Genomic DNA, 18,673 nt, shown 5'->3' on the forward strand with positions numbered 1-18,673 from the left:
GCGACACATATATTTTCTGGAATTGTTGTGTAAAGTGTCCAGAGCGTGCGTGCCGGGCACGAGCGTGAAAATTGGTCCGAATTCTGTCCTGGGAGCCAATGGGTGGCATCATCATGGGTGTCCACGTGCGACTTATCCAAGAGCGCCTGTGTTGAGCACGGCGGTCTTGATATTGGCGGGCCCCCGCCCTATTCGCACGTCGCCAGGCCGTTCATTCCGGGCGTGTGGTTGTGGTTTGGATCCTGGCCGGCCGTCGTTGGGGTAACTATTGGCGACGGCCCGGTTGTCGGCGCCGGTGCGGTCGTCACCAGGGACGTTCCGCCGGTCTCGATCGCGGTTGGATGGCCCGCCATAATCTTTCAGAAGTCAAATTAGTGAAGTCTCGCTATACCTTTTTCACGCTCATGGCATTCGCGAGCGTGATCACGCTCGGCAAGGCTGCAATTCTGGCGGGCGTGCTTTCCCCAACCGACTTTGCTAGCTATTCGGCAACGTTTGCCGTTGCCGGCTTTGTCGCGAGCGCAACAAGCTTCGGCCTCGTGGAGGGCATGGTCAAGAAATTCACGCGGCTGGTTGCGTTTGGCCGGTCCCCTGAGTTGCGCAAAACGCTCGGCTCGGACGTGCGAAGACTCGTCTGGAGGCATTTGGCGGCAGCCGGTCTCCTCGCTTTGATCACTCTCGCATTCTACGGCTGGCGGACCGCGATCGTGGCTTCCGCGATTGCCGTACTGGCGTTCGCTACCAACGCCTTCGCGATTTCAGCCTCGCTGTTCAGGGCTTACGACAAGCTCCTCGGGATGAGCGCCTCGGCGATCTTGCGCGCAGCTTGCGCGCTAGTGTTCTGCACAGCGTTCGCATCGCTTTTCAATTGGCAGGCGGGCCTCTGGGCAGAAGCCGTGTCTTCCGCTTTGGTCGGTGTCGCCGTTCTGTTCTATCTTCGCGACGTCATTCGTTCACGGGCTGAAGCTCCCAACCCGGGCGCCGTGGACAAGGATTCGTTCGTCAGCCATGAGTCGGACGGCATATGGCTGTTTGCGGCGGCGACCACTGCGCTCGTCCCCATCAGCTTCGATCGAAGCTGGGTGCTGCATTTCGGCTCCGAAATTGATGGTGCCAAATATGCGTTCGCCGGCATCTGGGTGAGCGCGGCCTATACGGTAACCAGCATCTTTGTGCAGAAGTGGGGACCCGATTTCATCCGCGCGCGAATTGCCCTTGGGGGCGCTATGCTGAGAGCCGCGCTGGCCCGCTCGGCCGAAGTGGCAGCATTGATAGCTGTCGGTTCGATCGCTTCCTTCGTGCTCCTGAGCCAAGTCTACCCCGATACCTATTGGGTGAAATACAGACTATCCTGGATTGACGCAGCTTGCACCGTCGTGGCCCTGACGCTTCAGCTCAGTCCGGTTTTCGACTGGGCCTTGATCGCCCATGACGGAGAGCGCGCAGTCTTCGCCGCGGCCGCCGCATTCGTGCTTTCCTGGGCCGTCCTCTTTCTCATCGTGACGGTTTTCCACTTGGGATTCCCCGCCTACATGCTGTCGTTTGGCTGCGCACGAGCGATCCAAATTGCCGTCGCGACAATCATGATTGCCCGGAACGGGCGCATAGCGGCTCTCCCGCAACGGAAATGACGCTATCGCCGCGCGACAGCTTCAAAAGAAGCGACGGCCGCGAGTCATCTCCAGCACCCTCGAAGCGGCTGAGGACCAAGATGGGCATGGCGATGATGGTAGAGCCGGCTCGATGAAGCTGTAGATCGCGAGCAACCCACCATCGTCGGTCGGCACCAAGGAAAGCCGGCGCTAAGTGAAACCATGATGAATCCGCTGGCGTATTGCAACGGCAACCATGATTTGCCCGCCATCGCCGAGCGCATCGCGGCGGGCGCGCTGGATTGCGCCGCCATCGCCGCCAAGCTGTCCGGGGCCGGCTTGCTGGCCGAAGTGGATTCCGGTAACGCGGCGGGGTTGATCGCAGCGCGGGCGCAATGCTAGGGAGTAGCTTACTCGCGGGCGGCAGCGATAGGAAGTCGAGCGCGATTGTCCCTGGCCGATGAGAAGAGACTTCCAGCATGCCCCTAACCCATCGCCAGGAGCGTATCGGGCAGGCGCTGTGCGTTCTGCGTGACAAATTGGATCAGCCTTCGTTCTCTTGCGCCGAGATCAGCAAACGCCTGGACGAATTGGGCTTCGAGTGGTTTGTCGAGGCCATCCACCATGGCTGAATTGAAGCTGCGCTTGTGTCCCGACGCCCTCCTGCGGCCCGCGGAAGGTGGCTGGGTTGCCACCAATCCCCGCACGCACACCCATGTGGGGTTGTCACCGGCGGCTGTGGCGGTTGTTGGCATGCTGGCCGAGGGCGCTTCCGCCGATCGCTGGCGAGATGACTTGGCCGAGGTGGAGGGCGTGGATCGGACCGGCTTCGACTTTTGCTACGGGCTGTGGTCCGATCCGAGTCGCCTCACTGACCCGGCGACGACGGTGCAGCAAGGGGGGTCCCTGCTCGATCTGCTGCATCGGCGCTGGATTTTGTGCGCCGACGACCAGCGGGACTATCGCGCCTATCTGGCGCCGCTTACTTCAGTTCTGGACCGCAGCCATCTGGGCACCTTTCACCAGTTGATCGGCCAGCATTTGGCCTTGACTTTGCGGCTGCGTGACACATGGCGCTGGTGGCACGATTCCAAATTCACTTCCGATGGCATGGCACTGAAGGCTGGCCCCTACAAATGGGTGCAGGAGCCGTTCTTCGACGCCTATTTCGCCGACCAGTCGGTGGCGGGTGAGCGGTTGTTAGATTTCGCGTGCGGCAACGGCTTCTATTCGCGCAAGTTCGCCGCCATGGGAGCGGTGGTGCTGGGCATCGACACCCAACCGGAGCTGATCCGCATTGCTGAAACCAATGCGGCAGGCACCTGCCAATTCCTCCATCCGGTTGACCCACAGGCTAGCTTAGCGGCCTTGCTGGACCTTGAGGCGAGCAGGTTCGACCGTGTCTACATGAGCGACATCTTGTTGCTGCTGCTGGAGCCGGGGGGAGATTGAAGTCGCGGCTCGCGCAGTGATTTTGGCCTTGGCGCGGCTGCTTCGGCCGGGCGGAAAGTTGCATCTGTTCGAGCCGAACCCCATGTTCTGGTTGGGCTGCCGCCTGGGCAGCTCCAGCGACCCTATGCTGGTCGTGAGCGAGTATCGCGAACAACTCTACACCGTCGCCCCGACCTTGGACCGGGTGATGGAGGTGATGGGCGGGTGCGGATTCGTATTGACTGAATACGCTCATCCTCCCGGAGACCACATCCCCGAGGACGAGGTGGCGTTGCGCGCCTTCGCCCGCCGGTTCCCGCTGTGGGACTTCCTGACCTTCGAGAGGCGTTCGTGAACCGCCCAGAGAACAGCGACCTGCGCCGCTTATTGGGAGACCTGATCGGCGAGGACGGAGATCGGCCGCTGGTGGTGTTTTCGGCGCTGTGGCCGCTGGCTCGAGCCATGGGGATGCCAGGCCCTGCCGCCAACGAAGCCGTGCTGTCGCTGTTGTGGGAGTTCGGCCGAAGCCGTCGACTGTTTGCGATGCCCGCCTTCACGCCCGGCTATCGCGATGCCTTCTGCGACCTGGATACCGAACCCAGCACCACTGGCATTCTCACCGAGACGTTTCGTCGGCAATCCAGCGTCCGCCGCACAGTCAGCGCCTTTTTTTCTTTCGCCGTCACCGGGCCGCAGGCGGCCGATCTGGTGGCGCTGCGCCCGGCCCAGGCCTGGGGTGATGGCTCGGTCTATGATTGGTTCGAGTCGGAGGATGTTCAATTCCTGATGCTGGGCTGTCATCCTACCCATTGCAGCTACCTCCACCGTGTGGAGCAATTGTTGGCGGAGCGTATCCCCTACCGCTTCTTCAAGCCGAAAGAGGGACGGGTGCGCCATGAAGGCCGGGATTTCTATCTGGCCGAAGACCTCTACGTCCGCGTCCTGGAGCCCGAGGCGGTCAACGACTTAACCGTGTTGCTACCAGTCCTGGAGCGATCGGGCATGACCGTGGCCGATTTCGCCGGGGCACCGGTCAGCATCATGGGGGCCCGCGCCATGCGCGATGCCACCCTGGCCGCGCTCAGTGCCGACCCTTTGATGCTTGTGAAGAATCGCCAAGACTTCCAACCTGAGAGTGAAAATTGACCCTCGACACCTGTGCCCGTTTGCGCGATGTGCTGCGCACCGTCGCCCCTCACAAGGATCTGCCCGCCGACGATGACGACCTGTTCGCCACGGGGGTCCTGGACAGCTTCGCTACGGTCGAACTGATCGCCGTTCTCGAGCAGACCTTCCGTGTGACCCTGCCCAACGAGGAGCTTACCCTGCAGAATTTCCAAACTATTTCCAGCATTGGGGCGCTGGTTGACCGCCTCCGCACCTGATTCCCATTCGGTGCCCAGCACCGAGCACGCCCGGCCATCGACCACCTCATCCGTGAATGCGGCCGGCTGGTGGAGAGGTAGCAGGCTCTGGTGCGCCGGTTACGATCATCGCGATGTCTTCATCGCCGGCCTCCAGACCAAAGTCGCAGTCCCAGTCAGCCATTTTCTCGTCCAGTGCGGCTTGTTGGTCACGCTCGCCCTAATTCACACGGCCGATCGTGCCAGGCCCAAATGGAGCCGACGTCGCGAACCGAGGCATGGTTCGGATCGCGTGTGGCTTCCCTAAACATCGAAAAGTGCTAATAGCTTCTTCAGCTTGGAAGAGGCCAGCCCACCGCTATGACGATCTCCTCATACTGTCCAATCGGAAACTGAGAGCGGACGCGCATGGGACTTGATCCTGTCGAGACCACTGCCGTGAACGAAATGTCGGCGGGCGAGGCGATGCACGCATTCGCCCGCGAGCTGTTTCCGATCTGCCGCAGCATCACCGGCGACGGCACGCGCGAAACGTTGAGGCGTATCAAGCAGCATCTTCCTGGGCTTGCGATCAGCGAGATCCCTTCGGGGACCCAAGTCTTGGACTGGGTGATTCCCGACGAATGGAACATCCGGTCTGGACACCTGATCGATCCGATGGGCCGGACGGTGGTCGATTTTGGCGACCACAACCTGCATGTGGTGGGCTATTCGCCCCCAATCGACACCACGCTCAGCCTAGAAGAACTGCAATCGCATCTCTACTCGCTACCTGAGCAACCCGAGGCGATTCCCTATGTCACGTCCTACTACCGCAGACACTGGGGATTTTGCCTTGCGCACCGTCTGCGCGAGCAGCTTGAGCCCGGGCAATACCGAGCGGTCATCGACGCCACGCTTGCGCCCGGTCACCTCAGCTATGGCGAATTGGCCGTGCGGGGAAAGGAAGCAACGGAGATATTTTTCTCGACCTATATCTGCCATCCATCCATGGCGAACAACGAACTGTCCGGCCCTGTTGTGGCGACCTGGCTGGCCAAGTGGCTCTGCTCTGCACCACGGCGCTACAGCTACCGTTTCGTCTTCGTCCCTGAAACCATCGGCTCGATCGCCTATCTCAGTCGGAACGCGGATCACTTGCGCGCAAACGTTCTGGCCGGCTTCAACCTGTCATGCGTCGGCGACGAGCGCGAATATTCCTATTTGCCTTCTCGCCGCGGCAACACAGTTGCCGACCGCGTGGCTCGGCATGTGCTTCAGCATATCGCTCCGGATTTCCGCAGCTACACATTCCTGGACCGGGGCAGCGACGAGCGTCAGTATTGCTCGCCGGGCATCGATCTTCCCGTATGCTCACTCATGCGCTCAAAATACGGCACTTATCCCGAGTATCACTCCTCGCTGGATGACCTCAATCTGGTGACACCGGCTGGCTTGAATGGGTCTCTCTCGGCCATGATGCGATGCGTGGCATGCCTTGAGACGAACCGGACCTACCGCACGACCGTCCTCGGCGAGCCACAACTCGGAAAGCGCGGCCTTTATCCGACGATCTCGATGAAGGGCAGCGCCGATCATGTCGCTAACATGATGCACGTGTTGGCCTACGCCGACGGGACCAACGATCTCCTGCGTATCGCCGAGATTATCGGGGTGCCTATGTGGGAGCTGTTCGATATCGTCGAGAAGCTCGTTGCAAATCGTCTGCTGGTAGCAGTCGACGGCCGCGAACCGCACGTCTGCAATCGGCACGCCCCCATGTTGATTGATCAGGAAACTCCTGCGTCCTAGTCTGCGCAAAAAAACGAGGGAAGAATTGTCAAGGGTCTGCGCCGGTACTGGCACATGTACAGTCAACCGGGCGGTGTCATGAAGGAAAACGCGCGGATCATGAAATCGGCTTCTTATCTGCTCCAGCATTGCGGTTCCCTGCGGACAGATGAAACTTGCCTGATCCTGTGCGATTCGAGCACGCGGGATGTGGCGAAAATCTTCTTCGCGCAAGGCAGGGAAATTGCGCCCAAGACCTGCCTGATCGAAATTGCGAGCCTGAGAGCGCATGGCGAGGAACCGCCCGCCCCTGCAGCGCAGGCAATGGCGCAGGCCGATTTGATCCTGTCTTTGTGTCAATATTCGCTCGCGCATTCGCAGGCACGGATCGATGCGGGAAAAAAAGGCGCACGTTTCCTGAGTATGCCGATGTATACAATGGAGTTGATGTCTGATCCCGCCGTGACAGTGAATTATCACGCCCAGAAGAAAACCGCGCAGGCGGTGGCCGATTTCTTTACGCACGGCAATTCGGTTCATGTTACCTCGGCAGCAGGAACTGATATCCACCTGACGATTGCCGGACGCACCGGCAATTGCTGCCCCGGTTTTGTTGAAAAGCCAGGCGATCTCGGTTCGCCGCCGGATATCGAGGCCAATGTGTCGCCGGTCGAACTGGAATCGAACGGAGTTGTGGTAATTGATGGGTCGATTACGTGTCCCGAGGTCGGGCTGCTGACCAATCCGGTGCGACTGTGGGTCGAACGCGGGCGGATCGTGGAAATTTCTAGTGCGAACACCGTGCACAAAGACTTCCTGGAAAAGCTTTTCGAGGATAAGGATTCGAAACGTCGTATCCTCGCCGAATGCGGAGTCGGGCTGAACCCGGCGGCCAAGCTCACCGGAACGATGCTGACGGATGAGGGCGCTCTCGGTTGCCTGCATTTCGGGTTCGGGTCGAATTATACGGTCGGCGGGAAAAACCACGTCGCGTTTCATTTGGATTTTGTCTTCCAGAACGCATCGTTGTCGGTTGATGGACGGGAAATCATCAAGGACGGAGTCTTAACGTCGTGGTCAGCCTGATCAGGAATTTCAGCGACGATTTCGCGCAGATCATCAAACGCGCGCCGGACAACCCGGCTTTCGTGATAACCGCCGATGTCGATGTCCGCACGATCAGCTACGGCGCGCTGGCTGAATATATCGACCGCGCGGCATCTTTGCTGTTGAGCTGCTATAAACTCAAGCCGGGCGATGTGCTGATGGCATTGATGCCCAATGCAGCGGAAGCGCTTATCTTGTTTCTTTCCTGCATCAAGAACGGCATTAGCTATGCTCCCCTGCCTTGCACGGCGACGATCCACGAAATCGAAAACTGGAAGAAACTGGTGAACCCGGCCGCCTGCATTCTGGGCCAAGCGATTCAGGAACAGAAGAAGCGGGCGCTGCTGTCGCTCGACACTCCAATCCACGAGATTCAATGCGATTCAGAGCTCAAGTGGCTTGAAGGCATGACGGCCGCCCCGTTCACCGCCCCGCCCGTCTCCGCCTCGATTTTTCTTTCGACCAGTGGCACCACCGGCGAGCCTAAAGCCATGGTGCTCGATGCCAATACCCTGTGGTCGAGCGGCGTTGCATTCACCGACTATATGGGCCTGCGCGATAAGCCGAGTCGATACTGGAATTACCTGCCGATGTCATATCTCGGCGGTTTGTTCAACTTGTGCCTGATCCCGCTTGCAACTGGCAGCTCCATCGTCATCGATGAACCTTTCTCCGGCAAGACCTTCCTGCAGTTCTGGCCTATGATCGAACGGCACGACATTAAAACCGTGTGGTTCGTGCCGTCCATCATCCGTGGCCTGCTGAAGATTGCGGAACGCCGATCGCCGGAAAGCACAAAGGCGCAGGGCAAAAAAATTGAAATGGCGTTTTTGGGTACGGCGCCGATTGACCTTCAGACTAAGAAGAAATTCGAGTCATTATTCGGCGTGCAACTGTACGAAAATTTTGCGCTCTCTGAAACGACGTTCTTTTCCACCGAGACGCCCGGCAACATCGGTCAGCGTGAGGAAGGTTCAGTTGGCGGCATTATTCCCTATACCGATGTGAAACTTGTGCCGGTTGAAGACAATGAAATCACACCCGATACATTCATTGGTGAGATTTATGTCAGATCGCCGTTCTTGTTCAAAGGTTACATCGATGAAACTGGCGCGGTGAAAAGCCCTGTCGACAAAGATGGCTTTATGGCGACCGGCGATCTTGGACGACTAACCGAGGACAATATTCTCGTCATTGCGGGCCGCGGGCGAGATATTATCAAGAAAGGGGGTTATTTCGTGGGCCTGCGCGAGGTTGAGATCCTCGCGGAATCGCATCCTGCCGTTCAGGAAGCTGCCGCCGCTAAAATAAAACACGATTTTTATGGCGAAAGCTACGATCTCTACGTCATTCTCAAGGACCGAGAGACGCCGGAAACAGTGAACGCTTTGCAAAAATTCATCCACGAGAACCTGGTACAATACAAATGGCCGGAAACCATCCTGTTGAGCTCCGACTTCCCGCGCACGGCGAGCGGCAAGGTGAGGAGACACCTTCTTACCAAAGAGAACGCTCTGTAGACGCGGCTGCGAAACCCGCGCTGCAAATCAGCCGTCGTGTCCGAAACATTCCGGAAGCGCTGTCGATTTACATCAATCAGTTGGTTTATGATCAGCGGCGCAAGGGACGTGACATCACGACCCTGTCGCTCGGTGAGGCGTTCTTCGATATTCCGGCTTTCGATTTCGAGAAGCTGGATTTCGTGCGCGGCTATCATTACTCGGACAGCCGCGGCATTCCGGAACTGCGCAAAAAGATCGCCGAATATTACGACAAATATTATGCCGCCCACATCAATCCCGATGATGAGATCCTCATCAGCGCGGGATCGAAACCGGTCATTTTCTTTGCCATGCAGGCGATTTTGAATCCCGGCGACGAAATCTTGATTCATGAACCCGCCTGGCTCAGCTATCAGGAACAGGCGCGCCTGCTCGACGCGGAGCCGCGTTTCATCTCCTACGATTGCGCCGTCGATGATTTCTACCAGCACTTTACCACCAAAACGCGGATCGTCGTGATTAACAACCCGAACAATCCTGCCGGGCGCATTTACACGAAGGCGGAACTCGAATCTCTCTACCGCCAATGCCGTTCGCGCGGGATCTATGTTCTGGTGGACGAGGCCTACAGTGATTTCGTCATCAGCGACGAATTTTATTCGATGACGCGCATTGCGCCCGACAAAGACGGGATCATTGTCGTCAATTCGCTGTCGAAAAATCTGGGCATGTCTGGGTGGCGCGTCGGTTATGTCATCAGCGCGGCGCCTCTCGTCGACGAAATCCTGAAACTCAACCAGCACATCATCACCTGCGCCCCGACCATCCTTCAGTTCTATATGGCGCGCTATTTTGACGATGTTCTGAAAGTAACCCTGCCGCAAGTGACGGACACTGTCGAAAAGCGTGAACGGGTCGCCGCCGACCTTGATAAGATCGGCCTGAAACGCATGTCGGGCAATTCGACCTTTTATTTCATGGTCAACATCGATCCGTTTCCCGGCACTTCGCTCGAATTTGCGCTACATATGCTCCTAAACCACCAGATCGCCGTGGTGCCGGGGTCTGCCTACGGCGACAGCACAGCGCGCTATATCCGCCTTGGCATTGGGGCGGAAACGGAGGAGCGGATTCATACGGCGCTCAATCTGATCAAGGATGCGATCCACCTGAACAGGTTCGATAGCGACCAGCTTTACGATCAGCTCGCGCAGGAAAAGATCTCTGTCTTCAGAAACAACTGACACTGATGAGGATATCCGACATTAGAGATTTTTTGCCTCACTGGTGGCAAACGATAGAGCGCCGCTGGTCGTCTTCTCAGCGCTCTGGCCCTTTTAACGCGGGCCCTCGATGTTGCCCCACCCGACATCCGGGAAAATCTTACTGAAGCACTGCGGGATCTTTGCCCTCAAGATCCCTCCTTGCTGATGCCCACCTTCTGCGGCGGCTACAAGGGCGGCGTCTGCGATCTCGACAGCGAACCAAGCACCACGGGCGCTCTCACCGAGTTTTTTCGGACATTGCCAGAAACCCGGCGCACGAAGAGCGCCTCCTTCTCTTTCGGTGGTCATGAGGCCGATGAAGCCGTCAGCCTTACGCCTGTTCATGCCTGGCGCCCCGCTAAAATGGGCACAGCCTATCTTCTACTCAGAGTTGCAGGCAAGCTGCCAATGACGTCCCCGGGAAGCGGTCGACAGATCCCTCACCGCCCCGGCGCGCCTATTTCCCCGACGACAAGACGCGGGCAGGAACCCCGCCCACGACCTCTCCGGGATTGACATCGCCAACCACGACGGCGTTCGCGCCGACCACACAGTTGCTCCCCAGCACGACAGGCCCTAGCACCTTGGCACCGGCTGCGACGGTCACGCCGTCCTCGACCACCGGCCTTTGGGCTAGATCGTAGTCCCAGTCCGCCATTTTTGCCCCCAGCGTCACCTGCTGGTAGATGGTCACATCTGCCCCAATTCGCGCGGCGCCGAGGATAATCCCATTGGTATGCGGTATGATCAGGCCGGGACCGATCTCGAGACTGCTCGGAATCTCCATTCCAAACAGGCCGAAATTCAACAGGGACGTGAGCTTGCCGAGCCGTCGCCAGCCCGAGATGTGGAATCCATGCGCCCGCCGGATCAGGACGATGTGCGCGAACCGCGGCGAGAAAGCGTCGGTCCATTTCCGATTGCGCTGCGGCTCGCCCATTGCAGACAGCAACCGCCGCCAATCCGCGTCGAGCAGGCTGCGAACGCTGGGCTTCGAGTACGACATCAGCGGCGGCCCGCGCCGGGCAAAGTCGGCAACTCTTGCAATCGCAAAGTGACAGCCACCCCGATCCTCTCGCTTGACTTGAATCGCCTCGAATGTTTAGCGGATCACCTTGAGGTGAGTAAAGCCTTGGGGCCACTGCTGCCGGCCCGTCGCCAATCCCGGCCAACAACGCAGGTGAAGTTCTATTGATCGGAACAGCTTCCTCAAACCCCTCTGGAATCCTGGTCTTTTGCCGTCCGTATCTCGTGGCCGATTTCAAGGCGAATTTCGCCGCGCTCCCGCATGAAAAGTTGTTCTTTCTCACGGACGGCAGCAGCAAGGGCACCGACGACACCCGCGAGGCATTTTACCGTCATTTGCGATCCGGGCAGCCGCCTAGCCTGCTGGACGCCGATCAAAGCGACGATTGCATTCGGCGTTGCCGTCTCCTGCGAAACCTCGATCGGGGCGAAGCCGAGCGGCGTCTTCACGCAATGGCAGCCGCGCTGCAGGAGTGGCTGGACCGGGGTTAATCCGGAGGCTGTCCTCTGCCACGTGGTGGATGAATATGTGACGCATCTCTTGAGCATTCTCGCGCGCCGGCGCGGTATCAGGTTTGTCGGCTACTCCTACTCGTTCTTTCCTGGCCATCTCCAGCTCACCAGTTATGCGAACGGCGATCCGTTCAACATCAGAACCCCGTCTTCCGACGAGGTCGAAGAAACCATTGCGACCCTGGTGAAACCATCCTTTCGGCAGGACTACAGCCAGCGCCCGAATTATTCGCTGCGCCGCCACGTGTTCGGCGTGGGCCGCTATTACGTCAAGCGGATCGTCTTCCTCGCCAAGGGATATCTTGAACGCGATCCGCTTCAGGTTCATTATGCCATCACGCCCTATCTGGCCGAACGGCGCAGCATCCGGGACTTTCCCTTCGCGAACTACTTCAGTGGCGACTGGAAGTGCGGGCTGACTGCCCTGCGGAGGAAGTCACCCTCTCCAGTGGTATATTTCCCGCTGGCCTATTTTCCCGAAGCGACGCTCGACTACTGGATCCAGGATAAATCGATCCTCGACTACGAAAAAAAGACCGCGGAGATTGTTCTGGCGATATCGCGGACCTGCGTCGTCGTCATCAAGGAGCACCCGCACATGCTCGGCGTACGCAACCCCGATTTCTACAAACGCCTGGGCTCGATCCCGAATGTCGTGATGGTGCCGCCGCTGGAGTATTCCCCTGAGGTTATGGCGAACAGCGACGCCGTGTTGCTGGGCGCCGGCAGCGGCGGCATCGAAGCCGCGCTGCGCGACAAGCCGATCTTCACTTTTAGCAACACAAGCTATTGGTTTGCCCGGTCGGACGCTGTCTATCTCGATCTTGCCTCGGTCGGGAGCTGGGGCGAACGCATCATCGAAGCCCTCAAGTCCGCCCGGCCATTGTCCAAAAGCGAGAAACATGAGTTCATCAAGGCGTGCCTTGCAAGCACCGTTCTCCCTCGGCCCGGTGGCCGACGATGGCCACTGATGGATCATCAGCATCTCGCGATGCTGATAGAGGCCGCCCGGAGCAAGCCCGAAACGCCGATCGCCGTTGCCGGATTGGGCCGCACATGAACAAGACAGAACGAACTTCCTTCTTCGAAGTGAAACCCGGATTCGATGCGGTCCGCTATTTGGCAAGCTTCGGGCTGCTCACCCTCCTTGCGCGCCGTGCCCGCAAGCGGTCCGCAACGATGTTCGTCGAAATATCGAGCACGGTCGACCGGCATATCCTCTCAGAAGGTCTATTCGAAAAGGGCGTGATAGAGGCGCTGCGCTACGTCATCTCCCGCGCCGGCGCCACGGAGCTGATGATCGACATCGGGGCGAATATCGGCAATCACAGCGTGGCGTTGGCGCCGCTGTTCCGGCGGGTGGAGGCGGTCGAGCCGCATCCCGTCCTGTATCGCGTGCTGGAAGCCAACATGCTGCGCAACCGCTTGGTGCACGTGTCGTGCCATAATTTCGGCCTTGGCAAGAGCGAAGGAACGGCGACCCTGGAAGAGTCTCCGGACGAGCATTCCATCAGCCGCGTTGCCGAGAGATCGGTGCTGCCACCCGAAACATTCGGGCTGTCGGAAGAACAGTTCGGCAATCGATATTCGATCGAGCTCAAGTCGGCCCACGACTTCGTGGCGCAATTCGCCGATCAGCTGTCCGGCGCCTTCATCAAGATCGATGTCGAGGGCATGGAGCAGGAGATCATCGAGTCGCTCGAGCCGCTGCTCCGGCAATACCGACCTCTGGTCGGATTTGAGCTTTTCACAAAGGCGCAGCCCGATCTGGTCAATGTTGCACGCGCCATTCCGGGCTACGAGCTGTATGCCATACGCGTGCACGACACCGGCCGCTCCAAGATCTGGCGATCCCTGAAGCTGCTGTTCAAGGGCAAGGAAAACACGCTGGAGCCGGTCGACCCCAGCAAGCTAGACGAGGTTTATCCGCTGGTGCTGATGGTGCCCATCGCTCCCGATTCCATCAGAGTCGACAGCGCCACTACGAGCTGACCTGGCGGGAAAGGCGATAGGCGCGCGCCATCGTGTAGAAACTATGATGTTCGGGGCCGATCCGGCTGATCGCCGAAGCATCAACCACCCTGACCGTCGATTCATCTGACGCCAATCCGGAAGCGTTCAGCGCATCCAGATCGATCGAGTGGTGAAGGTGAATGCCGCGGAGGAACATATCCGGGCGGCGGGTCTTGACTAGCTCCCGCCACGGAAGCGACAGGCGGGCTACGGCCAGCGCAGCGTTGTTGTCGACAGGGCTCAACGGGGCATCCTTTCCGGGGAAATGCAGTGCGTCGTCGACCAGCACCTGGGCGTAGACGCTCGATACCGGAGAATTCGGGAAGAGCCCAAATTTGTTGAAGAGCCCTTCCGCCACCAGCCCCGGCGAGGTCGTCTTGAGAAGCCTGACGATCGCGCTACTCGTCGGAAGGCCGTATACAGCCCGCTGCTCAATTCCGTGATCGAGCACGCGGTAGTCGAAGCGCGCGGGTCGCCGCGTGAGCAGTGCGTTTCCATCTTCACTGAATTCAAATCCCAGCCAAAACCCGTCCGATGCCCTCTCCACCTGCGGTGGAGAATGATCCCGCGTGTGCTGGTGGAGCTGCCCGGCATAGCAGATGATATGATCTGATATGAAGGCTCGTCTGAGATCGGGCGAGATGGATCTGGCCAGGATTTGGGGCGAGTTGACCACGCCTGCCGCGATCCAAAGCCGTCTCGACTTGAACGTTTCGGCGGCGGCGAACACGGTTGGGCCACCACTACCCATGTCAAATCGATCCGCCGCAAGTGGCAGGAAGCGCAGATTGTCGCCGCGCTCGCGCGACAGTCTTGCCCATCCTCGCCGGGGCCGCACCGGCCTTCTTGGGACAAAAAGCCAGGGTTGGCCGATCTTCTCTTGGATTGAAGTCCGCGGATAGAAATACTGGAAGAGCTCGACGATTTCGCTACGGCTCTCACGCGCATAGGGAGCCCCAATTGCTGTCGGGATGACCCCGTGCCAGAAATTGCCCAGCCCCCCGAAACCGGGATAGGAACAGGGGACGGATTTCTGATCACCGTAGAATTCCAGCTCCGCCTTCTCTGGCCCGCCGAGAACGAGCACCTTTCGCGATGGCGGGAGCCCAATCGCTGTCCCGAGCGCGGCAAGCCCTGAGCCGACTATGATGTCGTCGTAAACCACGTCTTGTTACTCAGGTAGAGGTAGCCGTACCATCTGTATCCCATCCCCCGCAGGATGAAGTCCACCGGGCGGAGAACGCAGGGCCATCGTCGCAGCACGCCCATGGCATAGCCATACAGCTTGAATGCAATCTCCTCCACCTTGCCTTCGAAAGGACGCTCGTAAGGCCTGAACAGGCGAACCGCCTGCCCCGCGCTGTCCGGCCATTGCGGCGCTAGCATGAAGCCAGCCAAATCGTCGTAGCTTGTCGCAATCGTAGCGCCACCCGGCAATTCGGATAGCTGGTCGAACACAACGCCGATAGTCAGAATGCGAGCATTCAACTTTTCACGCGCCAAGTTCTCGGCCAAGAGTTTCACGGTCGGATAGTTGTAGCAGCTCGTCTGCGGGACGACGTTCGTCGTGGCCGACGAGACATAGACGTATTCGGCGGCTCCAAAGCGTCGCAGCCTCTCAATCAGCGCCGCGTTCTCCTCGGCATTCCTGGAATAGGAAAAGATCCATACACGGTCGCTCCGCAGAAATCTTGCGCAGTGAAGGTCGTTGTGACCGACCGCAAGCTGGAACCTTGCCGCGATATCCGGCCGCTTCGCAAGTTCGCGCCAGACCGTCGAGTTTTTCCCGACGATGACTTCGCGCCCTATATTCGCAGTGACGCCCAGCTTGCCCCCCATCATGTCCGCTAATGATACGCTCCCGGAAAGCAGCTCTCGTGAAGCGCTAAAGGGATTTGCCGGCTCCACGGTTTGTCAAAAACGGGCATATTTGAGAAGCGCGTTGCAGGCATACCGCGAGAAATGAATCGACGAACTTGCGATGCCGAGACCCTCGATCTCGCGATACGTGGACCAGACCTTCGTTGCCGAATTGACTTTGCTCCGCGACACCGAACCCTGCAATACCCGATAGCGCATGAGATCCTCGTGCAGTGCGTTGGCTACATGTCCTGCCCGAAGCAGTTTCAGCCAGAGGGCAAAATCATCGTAGTAGGTTTTCGTCATCCGGAAATCGCCGGTCTGCTTCCGATCGACCATTGCTGTCGAAGTTGCGATCGCAGTATTGCCGAGCAGCATGTGATAAGTGAGGCGGTCCGGCACCTTGATCAGGCGGCCTTCGTTGTTGCCATCCTGATCGACCCGCCTGAATTGGGTGTAGGTCAGCGCCGATCCCGAACGACGCATGAGGTCGAGTTGAAGCTCGAGCTTCTTCGACAGCCACCAATCGTCGCTGTCCAAGAACGCAATGAACCTGCCCTGCGCCTCCCGGAGCGAGGCATTGCGCGCCATTGCAGGTCCCTGATTCACGGTCTGCGCGACCAGCTTCACTCGTCGGTCCTGCTCGGCGTATTGAGCGACGATCTGCCGGGTATTATCGGGAGAGCAATCGTCGGTCACGATCAGCTCCCAATGCGGGTAGGTCTGCTGCTGAACCGATGTAATGGCCTTGTCTATGTACTTGGCCGCCTTGTAGGCCGGAGTAATAATGGAGACAAGCTCGGCCATGTGAAGCGCTCTCCTCTACCCGAATGTCACCAATTGCCTCGCAGGCAACATGCTCCACCGCTGCGAATAGACACGACGGTCGTAGCTGCGCGCAAGTTCACCGCAAGATCAACTCGACAGGACGGAGCGAAAATAGGCTACGGTCTCTCTCAAGCCATCCTCGAGCGTCACTTTCGGCTCCCATTGCAGACGATCCTGCGCCAATGCGATGTCCGGCTGACGTTGTTTAGGGTCGTCCGGTGGGGGTGGCAGGAAAATGAGCTTGGATTTTCCGCCGACGATATGCAGGACGCGTTCGGCGAGCTCAAGCATGGTGCTCTCTCTCGGGTTGCCAATATTGACTGGCCCGGTGAAATCATCCGGCGAACGCATCGTTCGCACCATGCCTTCAATGAGGTCATCGACGTAGCAGAAAGATCGCGTCTGCATGCCATCGCCATAGATGGTTATATCTTGGTTACGCAACGCCTGAACGATGAAATTGCTCACGACACGCCCGTCGTTCGGATGCATCCGCGGCCCATAGGTGTTGAAGATGCGCATGACCTTTATGCGCAGCTTGTGCTGGCGGTAATAGTCGAAAAACAGTGTTTCCGCGCACCTTTTGCCTTCGTCATAGCAACTGCGAAAACCAATTGGATTCACGCGCCCCCAATAGCTCTCTGGTTGCGGGTGAACTTCCGGGTCGCCATAAACTTCGGACGTCGAGGCCTGCAGGATGCGAGCCTTGGTGCGCTTCGCAAGACCCAGCATATTGATCGCACCATGCACGCTCGTCTTGGTGGTCTGCACAGGGTCATGCTGATAGTGAACGGGACTGGCTGGACAGGCCAAGTTGTATATTTCGTCGACTTCGACATACAAAGGAAAAGTCACGTCATGACGCAATAATTCGAAGTTCGATTTTCCAAGTATTTTCAATAAGTTGCGCTTGCTTCCGGTGTAGAAATTGTCCACACAGAGAACGCTGTAGCCTTCGTTGGTCAACCGATCGCAAAGATGCGAGCCGAGAAAGCCGGCTCCGCCCGTGACAAGCACACGGTCTTTTTCCATAGCTTCAGTCCAGTCGCAGATTCCAGCGGGGATCGATATAACGCGGCGAGTAGCGGTAAGAGATTTGGCCAAAGAACTCAAGTTGGCTCTTCCGATCCCAAGGCTACGCGATACTGGTTTGCGCAGAAATGCGCTCTAAAGATGAGACCGGATTTGGCGGACCAATAGCTAATGCGTATTTTGATCCTCAACGCGGACTATCCGCGCTTCCTCGCTTGGCTCTATCGCAGCAAGCCCGGTCTTGAGAATAGGCCGTACGCCGCGCAAATGGCGGCGCGCAATAGGAGCCTGTTCGGTGTCGCCGATTTCTATTCGATGAATTTCAATGCCTGGGGTCATTCCGCGGCGGAGATCCACGTCAACAATCCCTGGCTGCAGGCAGCCTGGGCGCGGGAGCATGGGATGGCCGTAGCAATCACCGAGCCGGCCATGGGCGCCAGTAACAGACTTCCCGCGTGGCTGCTGCAGGCGGTCGCGCCGTTCAAGCCGATGTTGAGGCCGTTCGCCCGGAAGGTTGGGCTTAGCCCAAAACTCGATGCGCAGGCGGAAAAAATCCTGCTCGCCCAAATCGAGGATTTCAGGCCGGATCTGGTGCTGAATCAGGACACGTTTCACATCGATACCTCGCTGATGCGTCGTATCAAGGGAATCGGCAGGCCCATCCTCGTCGGTCAGATCGGGATTTCGCCGACCCGCGGCGAGGACTGGCGGGTCTATGACCTGTTGATCTCCCAACTAGCAGCCACGGTCGAGTTTTTCCGAGGCCACGGCGTCCGCGCCGAAGTGAGCCACCTCGCCTTCGAGCCCTGCGTGAACGATGTGCTACCTCCGGCAGCGACCGCGGACGTCGATATCTCCTTTGTCGGCACCGTCTCTGCCGATCATCAGCAACGGATTGCACTATTGGAGGCCGTTGCCGAGCGCTACGATCTCAAGCTGTTCGGCAATATCGCGCCGGGCCTTCCCGCCTCCTCCCCCCTGCATCGCTGCTTTCAAGGCGAGGCCTGGGGGGCTGAGATGTATCAGGCCCTGCGGCGCTCCCGCATCACGCTGAACTCCCACATCGACATGGTCGGCCGTGAGGCCGGAAATGTGCGGCTGTTCGAAGCGACCGGCGTCGGCACGTTCCTGCTCACCGACTTCAAGGACAATCTGCACACGCTGTTCGAGTCTGACCGCGAAGTCGTGGCGTGGCGCTCGATCGACGACTGCATCGAAAAGATCGAACGATATCTCGCCGACGATGCGGCACGAAAAGAGATTGCTGCTGCCGGACAGCGCCGCACGCTGACAGCGCACAATTATCGCGAACGAACCCGCGGAATCCTGGCAGCCGTCGAAAATTCCTGATCCTTCCGGCGCAGCCGGAT

20 protein-coding genes are annotated in these 18,673 nt (G+C 58.7%); 13 read left to right on the forward strand and 7 right to left on the reverse strand.

Translation table 11 applies throughout. The features are described 5' to 3' along the window. The first annotated feature begins 341 nt into the window (after nt 1-341). The 10 genes from ACVJGD_RS13495 (at nt 342) to ACVJGD_RS13540 (ending at nt 10,010) form a co-directional block, all read left to right on the forward strand. A complete protein-coding gene (locus tag ACVJGD_RS13495) occupies nt 342-1,631 on the forward strand; it encodes a hypothetical protein (protein ID WP_456634793.1) in 1,290 nt (429 codons plus the stop codon). A gap of 141 nt (nt 1,632-1,772) precedes the next feature. After that, nucleotides 1,773-1,994 carry a winged helix-turn-helix domain-containing protein gene (locus tag ACVJGD_RS13500; RefSeq protein WP_456640249.1) on the forward strand — a complete coding sequence of 74 codons (222 nt, stop codon included), beginning with the start codon at nt 1,773-1,775 and terminating at the stop codon, nt 1,992-1,994. Between the two features lie 222 nt (nt 1,995-2,216). Beyond that, nucleotides 2,217-3,044 carry a class I SAM-dependent methyltransferase gene (locus ACVJGD_RS13505; protein WP_456634794.1) on the forward strand — a complete coding sequence of 276 codons (828 nt, stop codon included), beginning with the start codon at nt 2,217-2,219 and terminating at the stop codon, nt 3,042-3,044. A 28-nt stretch (nt 3,045-3,072) separates the two neighbouring features. Further along, nucleotides 3,073-3,378 carry a hypothetical protein gene (locus ACVJGD_RS13510; RefSeq protein ID WP_456634795.1) on the forward strand — a complete coding sequence of 102 codons (306 nt, stop codon included), beginning with the start codon at nt 3,073-3,075 and terminating at the stop codon, nt 3,376-3,378. After that, nucleotides 3,375-4,169, forward strand: a complete 795-nt coding sequence (locus ACVJGD_RS13515; protein WP_456634796.1) for an AAC(3) family N-acetyltransferase — start codon at nt 3,375-3,377, stop codon at nt 4,167-4,169. The genes ACVJGD_RS13510 and ACVJGD_RS13515 overlap by 4 nt, the downstream gene beginning before the upstream one ends. Further along, nucleotides 4,166-4,408, forward strand: a complete 243-nt coding sequence (locus tag ACVJGD_RS13520) for a phosphopantetheine-binding protein (RefSeq protein WP_456634797.1) — start codon at nt 4,166-4,168, stop codon at nt 4,406-4,408. Before ACVJGD_RS13515 ends, ACVJGD_RS13520 begins: the two co-directional genes overlap by 4 nt. Nucleotides 4,409-4,795: 387 nt before the next feature. Then, nucleotides 4,796-6,178, forward strand: a complete 1,383-nt coding sequence (locus ACVJGD_RS13525) for a DUF4910 domain-containing protein (RefSeq protein WP_456634798.1) — start codon at nt 4,796-4,798, stop codon at nt 6,176-6,178. Between the two features lie 78 nt (nt 6,179-6,256). Further along, nucleotides 6,257-7,243, forward strand: coding sequence for an aminopeptidase (locus tag ACVJGD_RS13530; RefSeq protein WP_456634799.1), 987 nt, complete (start codon nt 6,257-6,259; stop codon nt 7,241-7,243). After that, the gene (locus tag ACVJGD_RS13535) at nt 7,231-8,784 is read left to right on the forward strand and encodes a class I adenylate-forming enzyme family protein (RefSeq protein WP_456634800.1); all 1,554 of its coding nucleotides are present in this window, start codon (nt 7,231-7,233) and stop codon (nt 8,782-8,784) included. Before ACVJGD_RS13530 ends, ACVJGD_RS13535 begins: the two co-directional genes overlap by 13 nt. Further along, nucleotides 8,691-10,010 (forward strand): pyridoxal phosphate-dependent aminotransferase, encoded by a 1,320-nt coding sequence (locus tag ACVJGD_RS13540; RefSeq protein ID WP_456634801.1) that lies wholly within the window; start codon nt 8,691-8,693, stop codon nt 10,008-10,010. The genes ACVJGD_RS13535 and ACVJGD_RS13540 overlap by 94 nt, the downstream gene beginning before the upstream one ends. Before the next feature lie 93 nt (nt 10,011-10,103). Here the strand turns inward: ACVJGD_RS13540 and ACVJGD_RS13545 are convergent, their stop codons facing one another. The 3 genes from ACVJGD_RS13545 to ACVJGD_RS13555 form a co-directional block, all read right to left on the reverse strand. Beyond that, the gene (locus tag ACVJGD_RS13545; protein WP_456634802.1) at nt 10,104-10,376 is read right to left on the reverse strand and encodes a hypothetical protein; all 273 of its coding nucleotides are present in this window, start codon (nt 10,374-10,376) and stop codon (nt 10,104-10,106) included. A gap of 112 nt (nt 10,377-10,488) precedes the next feature. Then, nucleotides 10,489-11,037, reverse strand: coding sequence for a serine O-acetyltransferase (locus tag ACVJGD_RS13550; RefSeq protein WP_456634803.1), 549 nt, complete (start codon nt 11,035-11,037; stop codon nt 10,489-10,491). Between the two features lie 203 nt (nt 11,038-11,240). Continuing rightward, nucleotides 11,241-11,507 (reverse strand): hypothetical protein, encoded by a 267-nt coding sequence (locus ACVJGD_RS13555; protein ID WP_456634804.1) that lies wholly within the window; start codon nt 11,505-11,507, stop codon nt 11,241-11,243. A 64-nt stretch (nt 11,508-11,571) separates the two neighbouring features. Here ACVJGD_RS13555 and ACVJGD_RS13560 point away from each other — a divergent pair, with 64 nt between their 5' ends. Both ACVJGD_RS13560 and ACVJGD_RS13565 read left to right on the forward strand, forming a co-directional pair. Continuing rightward, on the forward strand, nt 11,572-12,630 hold the full coding sequence (locus tag ACVJGD_RS13560) for a hypothetical protein (protein ID WP_456634805.1): 1,059 nt from the start codon (nt 11,572-11,574) through the stop codon (nt 12,628-12,630). Then, entirely contained in the window at nt 12,627-13,562 is a 936-nt protein-coding gene (locus ACVJGD_RS13565) for an FkbM family methyltransferase (RefSeq protein ID WP_456634806.1), read from the forward strand. The genes ACVJGD_RS13560 and ACVJGD_RS13565 overlap by 4 nt, the downstream gene beginning before the upstream one ends. Here the strand turns inward: ACVJGD_RS13565 and ACVJGD_RS13570 are convergent. The 4 genes from ACVJGD_RS13570 to ACVJGD_RS13585 all read right to left on the reverse strand — a co-directional run bounded on the left by ACVJGD_RS13570 (nt 13,552) and on the right by ACVJGD_RS13585 (nt 17,303). Further along, on the reverse strand, nt 13,552-14,748 hold the full coding sequence (locus ACVJGD_RS13570) for a hypothetical protein (RefSeq protein WP_456634807.1): 1,197 nt from the start codon (nt 14,746-14,748) through the stop codon (nt 13,552-13,554). The two genes, ACVJGD_RS13565 and ACVJGD_RS13570, sit on opposite strands and share 11 nt — an antisense overlap. Beyond that, on the reverse strand, nt 14,727-15,491 hold the full coding sequence (locus ACVJGD_RS13575) for a hypothetical protein (protein ID WP_456634808.1): 765 nt from the start codon (nt 15,489-15,491) through the stop codon (nt 14,727-14,729). Before ACVJGD_RS13575 ends, ACVJGD_RS13570 begins: the two co-directional genes overlap by 22 nt. A 6-nt stretch (nt 15,492-15,497) precedes the next feature. Then, nucleotides 15,498-16,250: a glycosyltransferase family 2 protein gene (locus tag ACVJGD_RS13580; protein ID WP_456634809.1), complete on the reverse strand. Its 753-nt coding sequence runs from the start codon at nt 16,248-16,250 to the stop codon at nt 15,498-15,500. 108 nt (nt 16,251-16,358) lie between these two features. Then, nucleotides 16,359-17,303 carry a UDP-glucuronic acid decarboxylase family protein gene (locus ACVJGD_RS13585; protein ID WP_456634810.1) on the reverse strand — a complete coding sequence of 315 codons (945 nt, stop codon included), beginning with the start codon at nt 17,301-17,303 and terminating at the stop codon, nt 16,359-16,361. Nucleotides 17,304-17,474: 171 nt separating this feature from the next. Here ACVJGD_RS13585 and ACVJGD_RS13590 point away from each other — a divergent pair, with 171 nt between their 5' ends. Continuing rightward, nucleotides 17,475-18,653 (forward strand): CgeB family protein, encoded by a 1,179-nt coding sequence (locus ACVJGD_RS13590; RefSeq protein ID WP_456634811.1) that lies wholly within the window; start codon nt 17,475-17,477, stop codon nt 18,651-18,653. The last annotated feature ends 20 nt before the right edge of the window (nt 18,654-18,673 follow it).

The sequence above is a fragment of the Bradyrhizobium sp. USDA 10063 genome, from assembly GCF_054063735.1.